Genomic DNA, 15,836 nt, shown 5'->3' with positions numbered 1-15,836 from the left:
AATGGCATCCTACCAGACCCGGCAACGCGACCCCCTTCTGGACAGTGAAACCCAGGCCGTTCTTGAACGTCGCGGCAAGGAGTTGCTGGGATTGGGTCTGATCGTTCTGGGCCTGCTGACCGCCGCGATGCTGTTCAGCTATTCCCCTGATGATCCGTCCTGGATTTCGGCGACGCAGGCACCGGTCAGCAATTGGCTGGGCGCACCCGGTGCGGCGATTGCAGCACCGGTCATGATGATCGTGGGTCTGGGCATCTGGGCGCTGCCCATGACGCTCTTGGCGTGGGGCGTGCGGTTCATGATGCATTCGGGGTCTGATCGCGCCGGGACGCGGGTGGTTTTCGCACCGATCGTGATCGTGGTGGCGGCGCTCTATGCCGCCACCCTGACACCCGGTGCGAATTGGCCGCCGAATTTCGGTCTGGGCGGTCTGTTGGGCGATACCGTTCTGGGCATGGTCCTGACGATCCTGCCTGTCAGCGCCGCGTTTTCGATCAAGGTCCTGACACTGATTTTGGCAGCGGCAACCGTGGCGCTGCTTGCCTTTGCGCTGGGGTTCACGCGGGCCGAAATCCGTCACGGTCTGCGCTTCGTCATGCTGGGCACGGTGATGCTGTATGATACGGCACTCCGACTGCTGAACACCGGCACCCTTCGCGCCGCACAGGCAGCAGGGGCGGCCCGCAGCAACATGGCCGCCCGCCGCGAGGAACGCGCGGCACAGGCCCCGGCACAGGACGATGCGCGCGCGCGCGCCATCGCCGCCGTGCGGGCAAATCCCGGTCACGCCACCAGCCGCAAGATGCCGCCCATCATCCGCGCTGACGGCACACGGGCCGAACCGCCACTGACTGGCGACACAATGCATGTCGCAGAGAAGGTGCCGCAGCCTTCGCGCAAAACGCCCGGAATAGGGTCGCTTTTGCGGCGCAAGGCACCAGAGCCGGAGATGGTTGAAACGGCCTACGAAGGCGATATCGACAGCCCGCCAGAGGATCGGATCAGCAGCCGTATTTCCGACGCGGTGCGCGCCCGCACCATGCCGCCCGCCCCTGTCGTGTCGCCCGAAGTCACTGGCGTGCGGATCGAGCCGTCCCTGACCGAAGGCCGCCGCCCCAAGGCGCTTGTTCTGCCCAAGGTGCCGCCGCTGACACAATCCGAACCTGCCATGGACGCGTTCACGCTGACCGAGGACGAGGACGACACCGTCATCGAACCCGAGGCCCCGGCCGTCTATCAGCGCAGCCCCCTGCCCCGCGAAGAGGCCGCACCGCTGGTCGCCCAACCGCTGTTTGACCCCGACGCGCCGCGCGCCAACCCCGCAGAGCCGCGTCGCGCCGTGGTGCAGCACGAACTCAGCCGCAAGGTCGTCCCGTCCAAGCAGGCCCGCGCCGAGGCACAGCCCGAACTGGCGTTCGAGGACAAGTTCGCCGCCTACGAGATGCCGCCGCTGAACCTGTTGGCCGACCCCGCTGGCGTGCAGCGCCATGTGCTGTCTGATGAAGCACTCGAGGAAAACGCCCGCATGCTGGAAAACGTGCTGGATGACTACGGTGTCAAGGGCGAGATCGTCAGCGTGCGCCCCGGTCCCGTCGTCACCATGTACGAACTGGAACCGGCACCGGGCCTCAAGGCCAGCCGCGTCATCGGTCTGGCAGACGACATTGCGCGCAGCATGTCCGCCCTGTCTGCCCGTGTGTCGACCGTGCCCGGCCGCACCGTGATCGGCATCGAACTGCCAAACGAGAACCGCGAAAAGGTGGTCTTGCGCGAAATCCTGTCCGCCCGTGATTTTGGCGACAGTGCGATGAAACTGCCGCTGGCATTGGGCAAGGATATCGGCGGTCAGCCCATTGTCGCGAACCTTGCCAAGATGCCCCACCTGCTGATTGCAGGGACAACCGGTTCGGGTAAATCCGTGGCCATCAACACCATGATCCTGTCGCTGCTGTACAAGCTGTCGCCAGAGGAATGCCGGATGATCATGATTGACCCCAAGATGCTGGAACTGAGCGTCTATGACGGTATCCCGCATCTGCTGTCGCCTGTCGTAACAGACCCTAAAAAGGCTGTTGTGGCTCTGAAATGGGTCGTGGGCGAGATGGAAGAACGCTATCGCAAGATGTCGAAAATGGGCGTGCGCAACATTGACGGCTATAACGGGCGCGTCCGCGAGGCGCTGGCCAAGGACGAAATGTTCAGCCGTACCGTGCAGACAGGTTTCGATGACGAGACCGGCGAACCCGTGTTCGAGACAGATGAATTCAAACCAGAGGTCCTGCCCTACATCGTCGTCGTCGTCGACGAGATGGCCGACCTGATGATGGTCGCCGGCAAGGAAATCGAAGCCTGCATCCAGCGTCTGGCGCAGATGGCGCGTGCCTCGGGAATCCACCTGATCATGGCGACACAGCGGCCGTCGGTCGATGTCATCACCGGCACGATCAAGGCCAACTTTCCGACCCGGATTTCCTTTCAGGTCACGTCGAAGATCGACAGCCGCACCATCCTGGGTGAAATGGGTGCCGAACAACTGCTGGGCATGGGCGACATGCTGTATATGGCGGGCGGGTCCAAGGTGACGCGCGTCCACGGCCCGTTCTGTTCGGACGAAGAGGTCGAGGAAATCGTCAATTACCTCAAATCGTTCGGTCCGCCCGAATACATGTCCGGCGTAGTCGAAGGCCCGTCAGAGGACGCGGAAAGCAGCATTGATCTGGTGCTGGGTCTTGGCGACGGATCTGACGCTGAAAACGCGCTCTATGACACGGCCGTGGCCATCGTCATCAAGGACCGCAAGTGTTCGACCAGCTACATCCAGCGCAAGCTGGCGATCGGCTACAACAAGGCCGCCCGCCTGGTTGAACAGATGGAAGACGAAGGTGTGGTCAGCGCGGCAAACCACGTCGGCAAACGTGAAATCCTGGTGCCGGAACAGCACTAGAATAGACCCTAATCATTGGTTCAGAGCCACATCGCCCCGCGCATCAGGCAGATGCGCGGGGCGATTGCTGTCAGCTCAGGATTTGCTGCAACCGCAGCGCGGCGATCCTGTTCACCTGTTCGCAGGCGGTCACGAATTCCTGCTCTTTGGTGTTGTTCAGACGTGTCTCAAAGGCATCGAGGATCGTGTCTTTGGTATTGTCGCGCACCGCGATGATGAACGGAAAACCGTACTTCTTGGTGTAGGCCTCGTTGGCGCGCTGGAACAGCGACCGTTCGGCGTCGGTCAGCGCATCCAGCCCCGCCGATGCCTGTTCTGACGTGCTGTCGGCGGTCAGGCGTTTGGCCGCCGCCAGTTTTCCGGCCAGATCGGGGTGCGCACGCAGCACGTCCAGCCTTGCTTCGGGCGTTGCGCGGCGAAACGCGCGGGCCATCAGGTTGGCCAGCCCCGCGGGCGTATCATGGGCCGGGCTGCGTTCCAGCTTGAACGCTTCTTCGGCGACCCACGGGGAATGTTCGTAAACTCCGCCGAATTTGGCGACGAATTCAGCCTGATTCATCTGCGATGGACGCAACCCGGTTGGCGCGGGGTGATGCGCACGCCAGTGGTCGGCAATCTGTGCGCGGGTCGCAAACCAGACACCATCGTGGCTGCGCGCATGATCCATGAACTTGCGCAGCGCCTCGATCCGGCCCGGACGCCCCGCCAACCGGCAATGCAGGCCAATCGACATCATCTTGGGCGCGCCATCGACACCTTCGCGATAAAGCGCGTCAAAGCTGGCCTTGAGATAGTCGAAAAACTGATCGCCCGCATTGAACCCGTTGGGGGTCGAAAACCGCATGTCGTTGGCATCCAGCGTGTAGGGCACGACCAGATGATCCTTGCCGCCAAAAGTCTGCCAGAACGGAAGATCATCGGCATAGCTGTCGGCGAGGTAGTCGAACCCCTCTTCGGCGGCCAGACGCATGGAATTCATCGAGGCGCGGCCCTGATAGAAACCGCGCGGACGTTCGCCAGTCACTTCGGTATGCAGGCGGACGGCGCGCTGGATATGCGTGCGTTCCGTGTCCTCGTGGGTATCCTTGTATTCAATCCACTTGAGCCCGTGGCTCGCGATTTCCCAGCCAGAGGCCTGCATGGCGGCAACCTGTTCCGGCCCCCGCGCCAGGGCGGTCGCGACGCCGAACACGGTCACGGGCGTGTCGTGCAGCAGGCGATGCAGCCGCCAGAATCCGGCACGGGCACCGTATTCGTAAATCGTTTCCATGTTCCAGTGTCGTTGCCCGGGCCAAGGCACCGCACCGGGAATTTCCGACAGGAATGCTTCTGACGCAGGATCGCCGTGCAGGATGTTGTTTTCGCCGCCTTCTTCGTAGTTGACGACGATCTGGATGGCGATCCTGGCCCCATTCGGCCATTTGGGGTCGGGTGTCTGCGCACCATAGCCGATCATATCGCGGGGGTAGGTCATCTGCGGTCTTTCCTGAGGGGCGGCATTTCATACTCTGCCACGCCGCACAGCGAAGCAAACAGAAATCCGTGCAGGTTGCCCCGGGTCGCGCCCGCGCACCGGGGCAAGGCCAGATCAGTTTCCGCGCGCGTTGTTTTCCGCGATGATGTTGAACTGGCGATCGGAAATCGCGGCACCGGGGCGCAGGTCGTTCAGGATCACGGTCGTGGTTTCACCCACCTCGTCCGTGACAACCCATTGGCGCAACTCGATCGGATTGGCGGTGAACACCATCTGGATGTTGCCGTATTGCGGATTGTCGGGGTCCTGCGCCGTAATCGTGGTGGTTGTCCCGTCAGAGGTGTGGCCCGTCACCATCCGGGCCCGCCCCAGATCGACGTTGTCGGCCAGAATGATCGACAGCGGCGTCTGGTTCAGCGGATAGCGTTCCGCAGGCCCGTTGGAACGCGGATCAAAGATGGCGACGGATCCGCCGCCCGCCATGACCAGACTGTTGTCGGGTGCGTTGTATTCAAACCGGATACGGCCCGGACGCTTGATATAAATCTGTCCGGTCGACAGCGTGCCGTCGCTGTTGATCTGCGTGAAACCGCCCGTGGCTGTGGTCAGCTGGTTCAAATAGGCCGACACCTGGGCCAGCGAGAGCTGCTGCGCCTGTGCCCCGGTTCCCACCAAAGCGGCCGCCGTCGCGGACAAAAGAAGCGTGCGTCTGTTCATGGTCTTAACCTTTATTCGACTTGGCCCACGACATAGGTCGCAGTGTCACTGTTGGAAACCATATCGGGTCTGACATGCGATAGCGCCACCCCGTCAGCGTTTATCCGCACCATGGAACCAGCGGCAGGGGCCGCGCATTAAGTGGTCAACAGCGGCATCGCCGCAAAACTCAATTTAGGAGCATGACATGCCAGAAGCATTTGTCGCAGGCCTCGACGGCCAGACCCGTGAAAAAGTCATCAACATTCTGAACGACAACCTGGTCGAGATGCAGGCGCTGAACATGGCGGTCAAGCAGGCGCACTGGAACCTCAAGGGTCCGGGTTTCATCGGCGTGCATGAACTGCTGGACGATGTTGCCGCCCGTTTGCGCGACGGCATTGACACCATCGCAGAACGCACCGTGATCCTGGGGGGCTATGCCCGCGGTACGCTGGAAGTCGCAGCCGACAAGGCCAAGATGACGGCCTATCCGGTCGAACTGACCGAACTGAAGGATCACGTGGCAGAACTGAAATCCCGGTTTCTGAGCGTCGGTGAGCAGATCCGCGCTGCAGCATCGGCCGCCGAAGAGGCAGGCGATGGCGATACCGAGGATTTGTTCGTCGAAATCAGCCGGGCGCTGGACAAGGATGCGTGGTTCATCGGGGCCAACAGCACCGTCTGATCCGCAGTGGACAGCCCCCGCCCGTGACGGGCGGGGGTGTTCGTTATCTCTTGCCGCAGGAACGCAGCTGACGATCGTACAGCAAGGCACGCTGTTCGACCTCGCCCGCGATGCGAATCAGCCAGCTCTTGCTGCGCCACGTGCCGCGTTTGAACCCTGACCGGCCATCATGATAGGCCAGATACTGATTGCGGATGTCGTACATCGGCACACCGGTTTCTGCGACCGTCTTGGTCATGTACCATCCCATGAAATCAGCGGCATCGTGGATATCCTCACGTTTGGATCGCCGGCCGCCCACCTCGTTCTGGTATTCTTCCCACGTGCCATCCAGCGCCTGGGAATAGCCTAGGGCAGAGGACTGACGACCAATGGGAATCACCCCCAAGGCATATTGATGCGGCGGCCGGTTGTTGCCGATGAACTTACTCTCTTGGTAGATCATCGCCATCATGCCCGGCATCGGCACGCCATATTTCTGCTCTGCCCTCTTGAAGGCGCGGCGATATTCGGGCCGCTCCGACAGAATGGAACACGCGTTATCAAGGTCGCGCGGTGCCGAAAACTCTCGGCTGCCGCAGCTGCCAAGCAATACCAAGAGCACCAGTGCGCGAAAGAAACTGCTCATACGCCTCTCGCTTTTATTCGTTTTTTTACAGCATAGCCCAAAATCAGCTGTCTGTGAACGGTTCAAACCGACGTCACCGATCACAATCACCGCATCCGCGCTGATCCGCCGACCGACGATAGACAGACTGTTTCTGCTGAATTGCATGGCCCCCGATGGACTTTTGCCACGGTTTGGGCGTATTTGTGCGTCTAGGGGGCGTTCGTTATGTATAAAACACGCGCAAAATACTATCTGGGACAGGTTGTCCGTCACCGCAAACACCCCTTTCGGGGCGTTGTGTTTGACGTGGACGCCAGCTTTTCCAACACGGATGCATGGTACGAGGCGATTCCAGAGGATTCGCGCCCGGCCAAGGACCAGCCTTACTACCATCTTCTGGCCGAAAACGACCGCAGCTTTTACGTGGCTTACGTGTCAGAACAAAATCTGGTCGCGGACTATTCCGGCGAACCCGTGGACCACCCCGACGTCCCGGACCTGTTCGGTCCGTTCGAGGACGGGGCGTATCCACTTCAGGTTCAGCTGAATTAATACCCCAATGCGCAGCCATCCTTGCGGGGATCCGATGCGCCTTCCAGCACACCGTCGTCGCGCAATTTGATCGCCTGCGCCCCGCCGATCGCGGTTTCGGGAATATTCACGTCGTGCCCCATGTCCGACAATTCAGCACGCACAGCATCCGAATAGCCGCGCTCGACCTTGAGCCCGTCAACATCTGAAAACGCACGGGGCGCATCCAGTGCGGTCTGCACGTCCAGCCCGTAATCCGTGATGTTCGTGACGAACCGCGCATGACCCGTCGATTGATAGGCCCCGCCCATGACGCCGAACGGCATCAGTGTCTTGCCGTTTTGTTGCAGGATGCCCGGAATGATCGTGTGCATCGGACGCTTGCCCGGACCACCCTCGTTGGCGTGACCTTCTGTCAGGCTGAAACCCGCACCGCGGTTCTGGAACAGCACGCCGAATTTGTCGGACGCGATGCCGGACCCGAACCCGTGGAACACGGAATAGATCAGCGACACCGCCATGCGGTCCTTGTCCACCACGGTGATGTAGATGGTGTCCTTGTGGATCGCCTCGACGGGTGCGCGCTGAGGTGCCTGCGCCCGCTTCGGGTCGATCTGGGCCGCCAGTTTCTGCGCCGTGTCCATCGACATCATATGATCCAGACGCGTCATGTGGTCTGGGTCTGACAGGAACCGGTTGCGGGCATCATAGGCCAGTTTCGTCGCCTCGGCTTCGATATGCACACGCTGCGCACCGAACGGGTCCATCGCTGCAAGATCGAATTGTGCGAGGATGTTCAGCAACAGGATCGCGGTCGCACCCTGACCGTTTGGCGGATGCTCGAACAGATCCAGCCCGCCGTAGGCCCCGTGGATCGGGTCACCGTAATCAGGCGTGTTGTTCGCGAAATCATCCAGTGTATGCGTCCCGCCCGCGACGTTGAGCGCGGCCACCATGTCCGCGGCGACCTCGCCTTCGTAGAAGCCGGCGCGCCCGTCCATCGCGATGCGACGCAGAACATCTGCCTGGCCCGGCGCACGAAACATCTGCCCGACCGTCGGGACCGCACCACCGATCAGGTATTGGTCGCGGGCAACCCCCTGCAGACGCGGGGCATCCAGCGCCCAATCGAACGCCACACGCGGGGCGACGGGAACACCCGATTCGGCATAATGAATGGCAGGGGCCAGGGCAGCTTTCATACCCAATTTGCCCCAATCCGCCGACAGCCGGCAAAAGGCGTCGATGGCACCTGGCACGGTCACCGCATGGGCACTGGCCACAGGCACGGTCGCATGTCCCTGATCACGCAAGGTTTGCGCCGAAAATCCGGCAGGCGCACGACCCGAACCGTTCAGCGCGATGATCCTGTCTTCGCCGGGCGGTGTCATCAGGACAAAGCAGTCACCACCGATACCTGTCATCTGCGGTTCGCAGATCCCCAGTAGCACAGCGCCCGCAATGGCCGCGTCAACTGCATTACCGCCGGCCTCAAGCATCTGAATGGCAACCTTTGCCGCCAAAGGATGCGACGTCGCGCACATCCCGTTTTCGGCATAGACTGCGGATCGGCCCGGTTTATGAAAATCGCGCATCGGTTTCCCCCTCTTTACTGCTGAGGAACCTGAGACAATTCGCCTGCCGGGGCAATCACTGATCTGACAAAGATGCGGCACCGCACGACCGGGTGGGGGCTAGGCTGTGCGGTGCCGCAAGAAGCTATGCAGCTTGTGTATCGAAGATGCCGTGGCAACATGTCAAAGACATGGCAGCGTCTGGGCTGTTTGCGGGCTTTTTCCGCCCTGCGATTGGCGCTAGGACGGCAGAATGAAAACTGTTGATTATGCCGCCCTTCACCAGACCGTCGCGTCCCTGACCGAGGGCGAAGACGACATCGTAGCCTTGATGGCCACTGTCGCCTGCGAGGTCCACCATTCCGACGACAGGTTCGACTGGACCGGATTCTACCGCGTGACAGGTCCCCAACTTCTCAAGATTGGACCCTATCAAGGCGGTCATGGTTGCCTCGTGATCCCGTTCAGCCGCGGGGTTTGCGGTGCTGCTGCGCGGACAGGGCAAGTGCAGCTTGTCCCCGATGTCGATGCATTCGACGGGCACATCGCCTGCGCATCATCCACACGGTCAGAACTGGTCCTGCCGGTCTGCGACCGTGACGGCACGTTGTTGGGGGTTTTCGACATCGACAGCGATCAACCCGACGCCTTTACGCAGACCGATGCGGATCAAATAGCGGCACTTCTTGCGGCGGTATTTGCGCGCTGACCGCGACCACGCGTCCATTGTGATCGCGCGGCGCTGTGGTAATGGCGGCGATGCAGCCGGATCGGCCGATTGCATCGACGGAGTTCACAGATGACCGACATCGTTCTACTGGACGGCGGAATGGGCCAGGAACTGACCCACCGCGCCCCCGAAAAACCGACACCCCTCTGGGGAACAGAGGTGATGCTGAATCACCCCGGACTCGTGCAGCAGGTCCACGCTGACTATTTTGCAGCCGGGGCGACCATCGCCACCGCAAACACATATGCCATCCACCATGACAGGCTGGACGGCACCGCCCATGAAGGCAAGTTCACCGAGCTGTTGCAAAATGCACTGGCCGAGGCAAAAGCCGCGCGAAAGGCGCATGGATCAGGCCGCATTGCGGGATCGATCGGACCGCTGATCGCCAGCTATCGCCCGGACATTCATCCGCTGCCGGACAAAGCCATTCCGCTGTATGCGGAAGTGGCACGCCAGATCAGCGCGGACTGCGACCTGATCCTGTGCGAAACCGTTGCATCACTTGATCATGCGCAATCCGTTCTCGCCGGGGCTGCCGTTGCGGGCCTGCCGGTCTGGATGGCAATCACCGTCGATGACCGCGACGGGACCAAACTGCGGTCAGGCGAACCTGTCGCCGATATTCTGCCCATCGCCGTGGCGGGCGGTGCCGAGGCATTGTTGATCAATTGCTCTGCGCCCGAGGCGATCCACCAATCCATCGCCGTCCTCGCAAATGGGACGCTTCCTTTCGGGGCCTATGCCAACGGGTTTGAAAAGATCACATCGGCCTTTCTCGAGGACAAACCGACAGTCGATGCGCTGTCCAGCCGCGACCTGTCGCCCCAGGCCTATGCCGATCACGCGATGCGCTGGATCGCGGCAGGCGCCACGATTGTCGGCGGGTGTTGCGAGGTCGGCCCGGCCCATATCGCCGCGCTGGCCGATGCGATCCGCGACGCAGGTCACACCATCGTCTGAATGCAAAAGTGGCCGCCCATCGGGGCGGCCACGCATTTTTCCAAATTTTCGCGAAAAATCTGTCTATTGGTCCTGAGAGATCATCCCGACCTCTTCGCCACCCAGGGCGTTCAAACCCTTGAGAATATCAATCGCGTAAGCGAGCTGATAATCCTCTTCGCGCAGCTGCGCCGCAGCCTCTGCACGGTCGCGATCAGCCTCGATCTGTTTGATCTCGTCATCAGTCAGGCTGTCGTTATCAAGGGAGCCGCGCAGACCCGCCTCGGTCCGCTGCGGCAGATCGCTTTCTTCGGTTTCGGGTTCCACGGCAGCGCGACGTGGCTGTTCCACGATGATATCAGGCGAGATGCCCAGCGCCTGGATCGACCGACCCGACGGCGTGTAGTAGCGCGACGTCGTCAGACGCATGGCACCGTTCCCCTGCAACGGCACAACGGTCTGCACCGACCCTTTGCCAAAGCTTTTGGTGCCTACGACGATCGCACGGCGGTGATCCTGCAACGCACCGGCCACGATTTCCGATGCGCTGGCGGACCCGCCGTTAATCAGCACGACGATCGGCAGGCCTTCGGCCAGATCACCCTCCGTGGCGTTGAACCTGTCACTGTCAGCCAGACTACGACCGCGGGTAGACACGATTTCACCCGCATTGAGAAATGCATCCGACACGAACACGGCCTGATTCAGCAGGCCGCCGGGATTGTTGCGCAGGTCCAGCACCACGCCATCAACATTCTCGATCCCGCCTGCGGCCTCGATCTGTTCGGCCAGTCCCTCTTCGAGGTTGGGATAGGTCTGGTTGTTGAACGTCGTGATGCGCAGAACGACGGCCTTGCCTTCGGTGCGGGCGCGCACGGCGGTCAGTTTGATCGTGTCGCGGATGATGGACACGTCAAAGGGTTCGGGTTCGTCCTCGCGGACCACGGTGATGATGACTTCGGACCCGACGGGACCGCGCAGCAGTTCCAGCGCCTCGTCCAGGGTCAGTCCCAGCAGACTTTCGCCATCGACTGTCGTGATGTAATCGCCCGCCTGCATGCCGGCCGCATCGGCCGGTGTGCCGTCCATCGGCGATACAACCTTGACCCAGCCCTCTTCTTGCGTGACCTCAAGGCCCAGACCGCCAAATTCCCCACGGGTCTGCACCCGCATGTCGGACGCATCATCCTCGGACAGATAGGACGAATGCGGGTCCAGCGAGGTCAGCATGCCGTTGATCGCGGCCTCGATCAGCGCCTTGTCGTCAACATCTTCGACATAACCCTGCCGGATGCGTTCAAAGATATCACCGAACAGGTCCAGCTGCTGATAGATGCTGCCATCGCTGCTGGATGTCTGCGCGAGCACGGGACCCGCAAACTGTGTCGTCGCCACAAGCCCCACCAAGGTGCCGCCCATCGCTGCCATCATCAACTTTTTCATAGCGTGTCCTATCCTCGGTCCAGCGCGAACCATGTCGCGGGGTTCACCGGACTTTGCCCGTCTCTGACTTCGAGATAAAGGGTCTCAGAGGCCGCAGGTCCGCCGGACCGGTCCGTTTCATTCAAAATGTCGTCAATCGCGGGTGCATCGCCGCCCAACAGCCCAATAGGCGCGCCGGCTGGCAGGATTTCGCCCACCTGCGTGTAAACCTCGGCCAGGCCCCCGATCACGAACATCACGTCCTGTGCCGGCTCCAGAATCACGACATTGCCGTAGTCCAGCAGCGGCCCCCGGAACAGCACCGTCGCAGCAAGCGGTGTGGTGACCAGCGCACGGGGGCGGGCGGCCAGGATCACACCGGGGCGGCTGATCCCGGCTGCATCGGGCGCGTTGAACCCACGCAGCAGCGTGCCGCGCACCGGCAGGGTCAGACTGCCGTCGGGCTGCACGACAGGGGCCGCGTCGCCGGTGTCGAATGTCTGCGCCAAACCGTCGGCGAAACTGTCCAGCGTATCCGTGCTGGCGATCAGTAGGGCCGTCTGAATCGGGTCGTCGGTGAACCGCCGTGGCAAATCGGTCCGGTCTGATATGGCCTCTGACAATGCGGCACGGGCTGCCTGCGCCCCTTCCAGCCCGCTGGCCAGCGTATCGAGCGCAGTTTCCTGCAAGGCCTGCAACAGCGCCAGTTCCTCCAGTTGCAGGCGCAGCTCCTCGACCCGGATTTGCAACGCTGGCGTCACGTCCGCGACCATCATGCCGGCGCGTGCCGTGCCCAGCGCCCCGGTGGGATGCAACAGCAGCAGCGGTGCCGGCGCATCACCGATCGACGCGAGCACACCCAGCAGGCGACTGATCTCGACGCTGCGGCTGTCCAGCTGCGTTTGCAGCGTATCCACCCGGATCGCGACACGGCGCAGGCCATCACGCAAGGCGACCAGGCCATCTTCGTAGGATTGCACGGTTTCGGTCAATGCACTGACCTGATTGCGTGCGGTTGTCGCCGCCTCGAGCTGGGCGCGTGCTGCCGTCAGGCGATCGGCGGCCTGTGCTGCCGCGTCGGCAGGGGTTTGCGCCGCCAGAGGGCTGCCCACCAGCAGCAGGATCAGCGCCAGCCAACGCATCAGTCGATCAACGACCGGCCGGTCATCTGGGGTGGCTGTTCCAGTCCCATCAGCGCCAGCAACGTGGGGGCCAGATCCGCCAGCTTGCCATCGTGCAGCGTCGTTCCGGACGGACCGCCCACCATGATGACCGGCACCGGATTGATGGTGTGCGCCGTATGCGGCCCGCCCGTTTCGGGATCGACCATGGTTTCGCAATTGCCGTGGTCGGCGCAGACGATCATCACACCACCGGCGCGATCCAGTGCCGCGAGCACCTGACCCAGCCCGCGGTCAACGGATTCGCAGGCCGCGATTGCAGCATCCAGATCGCCCGTATGCCCCACCATGTCGGGGTTGGCGTAGTTGGTGACGATCAGGTCGTATCTCTTTTCGATGGCACCGACAAAAGCCTCTGTCACCTCGGCCGAGGACATTTCGGGTTGCAGATCATAGGTCGCGACCTTGGGCGATTTCGGCATGAAACGGTCCTCGCCTGTCTCCGGCTCTTCCTTGCCGCCATTGAGAAAGAAGGTGACATGCGGATATTTCTCGGTCTCGGCCAGCCGGAACTGGGTCAGCCCGTGCTGTGCCACCCAGGCCCCCAGGGTGTTGACGATATCGCGTTTCGGAAACACGGCGTCATACCACGCCACGTGGCGGTCCGAATATTCGACCATGCCCAGCCGCGCTGCCAGTTCCGGCAGATCGCGCGTGAAGCCGTCGAAATCGGGATTGCCGATTGCCTCGAGGATTTCACGCGCGCGGTCTGACCGGAAATTTAGGCAAAACAGACCGTCGCGCTGTTCAAAGCCTGCATAATCCCCGATGACGGTGGCAGGAACGAATTCATCGGTCTGTCCGGCAGCATAGGCCTGTGCCACGGCATCCGTCGGATTTTCAGCCGTTGCACCGCGTCCGCGCACCATGGCGTCATAGGCGGTTTCGACCCTTTCCCAACGATTGTCGCGGTCCATGGCATAATAGCGACCGATGACGGTCCCGATCCGGGTGCCGGTGGGGACCGCATCCAGCAGGTGCGCCATGAAATCCGCGCCGGATTTTGGGGCGACGTCCCGCCCGTCGGTGATCGCGTGAACGACGACGGGGACACCTGCGTCGTGCAAAACCCGCACCGTTTCGATCAGATGCGCGATGTGACCATGCACACCGCCATTCGACACCACACCCATCAGGTGCGCACGTCCGCCGCTGTCCTGCAATGTCGCGATAAAGCTGCGCAGCGCGTCCTGCGTGGGATAGCTGCCGTCCTCGATCGACAAATCGATCTGCCCCAGATCCATCGCCACCACGCGGCCCGCACCGATATTGGTGTGACCCACCTCTGAATTGCCCATCTGGCCGCTGGGCAGACCCACATCCGGGCCATGGGTCGTCAGTTGCGCACGCGGACAGGTGGCACTGATGCGATCAAAATGCGGGGTATTGGCAAGCGCGGGCGCATTGCCTTCGCGTGCGTCGCGGTCGCCCCAGCCATCAAGGATGCACAGCACTACGGGTTTCGGCACGGATCGGGTCATCGCGGGTCTCCTTTTGCACAAGGACGTAACGTAACCGACGGCGAGGGAAAATGCCCCGCGTCGCATCAGCTGCGGTTTAACCTAGGCGCGGTGGTATGGCGAGCCGGTGAGGATGGTCGCGGCGCGGTAGATCTGTTCGGCCAGCATGACCCGCACCAGCTTGTGCGGCCAGACCATCGACCCGAACGACAGCAGCATGTCGGCCTCTGCCCGCAGGCCGGGGTCGATGCCATCCGCCCCCCCGATGACAAAGGCCACGTCGCGCCCCTGATCGCCGTAATTGCGCAGCCGTTCGGCAAAATCCGGCGATGTCATCGGCTTGCCGCGCTCGTCCAGCGCGATGATGACCGCCCCTTTGGGAATGGCGCGGCGCAACAATTCCGCCTCGGCACTCATGCCAAGCGATTTGCGGTCCTCGACCTCGATTTCGGTAAGGGGTCCCCACCCCAGCCGGCGCGCGGCGGGGGTGAAGCGGGACATGTAATCGTCCGTCAGTGCCCGTTCCTCGGAACGGGACACAAGGCGGCCGACCGCGCAAACGGTCAGCTTCATCAGACGGCGGCGGTGTCCGCGCCGGGCATCCACATCTTTTCGAGCTGGTAAAATTCGCGCACTTCGGGGCGAAAGATGTGAACGATGACATCACCGGTATCGATCAGGACCCAGTCGCCGACATCCTTGCCTTCGACCTTGGACAGCACGCCGAATTTTTCCTTCATGCGGGCGACCAGTTTTTCTGCCATGGCAGACACCTGACGGGTGGACCGACCGTTGGCGATGACCATCCAGTCACCCATTTCGGACTTGCCGCGCAGGTTGATTTTCACAACCTCCTCGGCTTTGTCGTCGTCCAGCGATGTCAGGATTGCGTCAAGCAGTTGGTCAGCGTTGTAGGTTGCACCGGTCACAGTGCGTTCCTCGCGGGTGGCAGTGTGTGCTGCCGGGGTGGATAAAGACAGTTCATCGTCCTCCGAAGAATGGCACCGGTTTCAACCGCCCCGGTACTTGGCGTGCGATCAATCTAGACCCGGCCGTGTAAAAATTCAACGACCGTGGTTGACGCGGACGGCAGGGTGTCGCCCATCCGCCAGCCTAGTCCTGTGCAGCCGGTGCGGTGTATTCCCCGACCCGCAGCGCAAAGATACGCCAGGTGCCGCCCTCTTTCACGAATTCCATGTCGAACGAAATGGCCCGGTCGTCCACCGGAATATAACCTGTCAGCCGCATGGCACTGTTGTTCAGCGCACTTGTGGCGCGTTGCAGGACGGGGTCCACGACCAGCGCCTGAAGCAGGTTCAGCCGTTCGCTGCGCAGACGGGCAAACGCCATGGCAAGGTCGGTGGCGTCATTCTCCGACCGGAATTGCGCCGACCCGTAGTCACGCAGGACGGTATAATTGCCCGTCGCGTTCGCCTGCGCGACCGCAGTGAGCGCATCGCGCACCAACGCCACGGCAAAGCTTTGCTCGACATCCTGCGCCTGTGCGGCGCTGGGGGCCACCGCTACCGAAACGGCGAACGCCGCAGCAAATAGCCACGGCGTCACATCTTTTTGCATCAGGCG

15 protein-coding genes are annotated in these 15,836 nt (G+C 62.0%); 5 read left to right on the top strand and 10 right to left on the bottom strand.

All coding sequences use genetic code 11. From position 1 onward, the window contains the following. Position 1 precedes the first annotated feature (1 nt). On the top strand, positions 2-2,944 hold the full coding sequence (locus BMX27_RS01640) for a DNA translocase FtsK (protein WP_090158170.1): 2,943 nt from the start codon (positions 2-4) through the stop codon (positions 2,942-2,944). A 70-nt stretch (positions 2,945-3,014) separates the two neighbouring features. On the opposite strand, the gene puuE is transcribed toward BMX27_RS01640, so the two are convergent. Both puuE and BMX27_RS01630 read right to left on the bottom strand, forming a co-directional pair. After that, positions 3,015-4,418, bottom strand: coding sequence for an allantoinase PuuE (puuE, locus tag BMX27_RS01635; protein ID WP_090158169.1), 1,404 nt, complete (start codon positions 4,416-4,418; stop codon positions 3,015-3,017). Between the two features lie 114 nt (positions 4,419-4,532). Further along, on the bottom strand, positions 4,533-5,135 hold the full coding sequence (locus BMX27_RS01630; protein WP_090158168.1) for a LolA family protein: 603 nt from the start codon (positions 5,133-5,135) through the stop codon (positions 4,533-4,535). A gap of 187 nt (positions 5,136-5,322) precedes the next feature. On the opposite strand from BMX27_RS01630, the gene dps reads away from it, so the two are divergent. Further along, complete coding sequence (gene dps / locus BMX27_RS01625; protein WP_090158167.1) at positions 5,323-5,802, top strand: DNA starvation/stationary phase protection protein Dps; 480 nt, start codon at positions 5,323-5,325, stop codon at positions 5,800-5,802. A 43-nt stretch (positions 5,803-5,845) separates the two neighbouring features. Here dps and BMX27_RS01620 read toward each other — a convergent pair whose 3' ends face one another. Further along, positions 5,846-6,430: a transglycosylase SLT domain-containing protein gene (locus tag BMX27_RS01620; protein WP_090158166.1), complete on the bottom strand. Its 585-nt coding sequence runs from the start codon at positions 6,428-6,430 to the stop codon at positions 5,846-5,848. Positions 6,431-6,637: 207 nt separating this feature from the next. Here BMX27_RS01620 and hspQ point away from each other — a divergent pair, with 207 nt between their 5' ends. Further along, positions 6,638-6,964, top strand: coding sequence for a heat shock protein HspQ (hspQ, locus tag BMX27_RS01615; protein ID WP_056030061.1), 327 nt, complete (start codon positions 6,638-6,640; stop codon positions 6,962-6,964). On the opposite strand, the gene BMX27_RS01610 is transcribed toward hspQ, so the two are convergent. Further along, positions 6,961-8,538, bottom strand: a complete 1,578-nt coding sequence (locus tag BMX27_RS01610) for a gamma-glutamyltransferase family protein (RefSeq protein ID WP_090158165.1) — start codon at positions 8,536-8,538, stop codon at positions 6,961-6,963. The genes hspQ and BMX27_RS01610 overlap by 4 nt on opposite strands. Positions 8,539-8,770: 232 nt before the next feature. Between BMX27_RS01610 and BMX27_RS01605 the strand changes: the two genes are divergently transcribed. Both BMX27_RS01605 and BMX27_RS01600 read left to right on the top strand, forming a co-directional pair. Continuing rightward, positions 8,771-9,226, top strand: a complete 456-nt coding sequence (locus BMX27_RS01605) for a GAF domain-containing protein (protein ID WP_090158164.1) — start codon at positions 8,771-8,773, stop codon at positions 9,224-9,226. 90 nt (positions 9,227-9,316) lie between these two features. Continuing rightward, positions 9,317-10,210 (top strand): homocysteine S-methyltransferase family protein, encoded by an 894-nt coding sequence (locus tag BMX27_RS01600; protein WP_090158163.1) that lies wholly within the window; start codon positions 9,317-9,319, stop codon positions 10,208-10,210. Between the two features lie 63 nt (positions 10,211-10,273). Here BMX27_RS01600 and BMX27_RS01595 read toward each other — a convergent pair whose 3' ends face one another. The 6 genes from BMX27_RS01595 to BMX27_RS01570 form a co-directional block, all read right to left on the bottom strand. Beyond that, entirely contained in the window at positions 10,274-11,632 is a 1,359-nt protein-coding gene (locus BMX27_RS01595) for a S41 family peptidase (protein ID WP_090158162.1), read from the bottom strand. Positions 11,633-11,640: 8 nt separating this feature from the next. Beyond that, positions 11,641-12,753 (bottom strand): murein hydrolase activator EnvC family protein, encoded by a 1,113-nt coding sequence (locus tag BMX27_RS01590; RefSeq protein WP_177172620.1) that lies wholly within the window; start codon positions 12,751-12,753, stop codon positions 11,641-11,643. Then, a complete protein-coding gene (gene gpmI / locus BMX27_RS01585; RefSeq protein WP_090158161.1) occupies positions 12,753-14,273 on the bottom strand; it encodes a 2,3-bisphosphoglycerate-independent phosphoglycerate mutase in 1,521 nt (506 codons plus the stop codon). Before gpmI ends, BMX27_RS01590 begins: the two co-directional genes overlap by 1 nt. 81 nt (positions 14,274-14,354) lie before the next feature. Further along, positions 14,355-14,825 (bottom strand): 23S rRNA (pseudouridine(1915)-N(3))-methyltransferase RlmH, encoded by a 471-nt coding sequence (gene rlmH, locus BMX27_RS01580; protein ID WP_090158160.1) that lies wholly within the window; start codon positions 14,823-14,825, stop codon positions 14,355-14,357. Continuing rightward, positions 14,825-15,232, bottom strand: coding sequence for a ribosome silencing factor (gene rsfS / locus BMX27_RS01575; RefSeq protein WP_090158159.1), 408 nt, complete (start codon positions 15,230-15,232; stop codon positions 14,825-14,827). Before rsfS ends, rlmH begins: the two co-directional genes overlap by 1 nt. Positions 15,233-15,365: 133 nt before the next feature. Beyond that, positions 15,366-15,830 (bottom strand): hypothetical protein, encoded by a 465-nt coding sequence (locus BMX27_RS01570; RefSeq protein ID WP_143056770.1) that lies wholly within the window; start codon positions 15,828-15,830, stop codon positions 15,366-15,368. Positions 15,831-15,836 lie beyond the last annotated feature (6 nt).

Source organism: Loktanella sp. DSM 29012, from assembly GCF_900110705.1.
In the GTDB taxonomy this organism is placed as follows: Bacteria; Pseudomonadota; Alphaproteobacteria; order Rhodobacterales; family Rhodobacteraceae; genus Loktanella; species Loktanella gaetbuli.
The sequence above is the reverse complement of the archived record's forward strand: the minus strand, read 5'-3'. Positions and strand labels throughout refer to the sequence as shown.

Excerpts from the sequence above, each read along its gene's own strand:
- BMX27_RS01640 (WP_090158170.1), top strand. The coding sequence starts at position 2 with ATGGCATCCTACCAGACCCGGCAACGCGACCCCCTTCTGGACAGTGAA.
- puuE (WP_090158169.1), bottom strand. The coding sequence starts at position 4,418 with ATGACCTACCCCCGCGATATGATCGGCTATGGTGCGCAGACACCCGAC.
- BMX27_RS01630 (WP_090158168.1), bottom strand. The coding sequence starts at position 5,135 with ATGAACAGACGCACGCTTCTTTTGTCCGCGACGGCGGCCGCTTTGGTG.
- dps (WP_090158167.1), top strand. The coding sequence starts at position 5,323 with ATGCCAGAAGCATTTGTCGCAGGCCTCGACGGCCAGACCCGTGAAAAA.
- BMX27_RS01620 (WP_090158166.1), bottom strand. The coding sequence starts at position 6,430 with ATGAGCAGTTTCTTTCGCGCACTGGTGCTCTTGGTATTGCTTGGCAGC.
- hspQ (WP_056030061.1), top strand. The coding sequence starts at position 6,638 with ATGTATAAAACACGCGCAAAATACTATCTGGGACAGGTTGTCCGTCAC.
- BMX27_RS01610 (WP_090158165.1), bottom strand. The coding sequence starts at position 8,538 with ATGCGCGATTTTCATAAACCGGGCCGATCCGCAGTCTATGCCGAAAAC.
- BMX27_RS01605 (WP_090158164.1), top strand. The coding sequence starts at position 8,771 with ATGAAAACTGTTGATTATGCCGCCCTTCACCAGACCGTCGCGTCCCTG.
- BMX27_RS01600 (WP_090158163.1), top strand. The coding sequence starts at position 9,317 with ATGACCGACATCGTTCTACTGGACGGCGGAATGGGCCAGGAACTGACC.
- BMX27_RS01595 (WP_090158162.1), bottom strand. The coding sequence starts at position 11,632 with ATGAAAAAGTTGATGATGGCAGCGATGGGCGGCACCTTGGTGGGGCTT.
- BMX27_RS01590 (WP_177172620.1), bottom strand. The coding sequence starts at position 12,753 with ATGCGTTGGCTGGCGCTGATCCTGCTGCTGGTGGGCAGCCCTCTGGCG.
- gpmI (WP_090158161.1), bottom strand. The coding sequence starts at position 14,273 with ATGACCCGATCCGTGCCGAAACCCGTAGTGCTGTGCATCCTTGATGGC.
- rlmH (WP_090158160.1), bottom strand. The coding sequence starts at position 14,825 with ATGAAGCTGACCGTTTGCGCGGTCGGCCGCCTTGTGTCCCGTTCCGAG.
- BMX27_RS01570 (WP_143056770.1), bottom strand. The coding sequence starts at position 15,830 with ATGCAAAAAGATGTGACGCCGTGGCTATTTGCTGCGGCGTTCGCCGTT.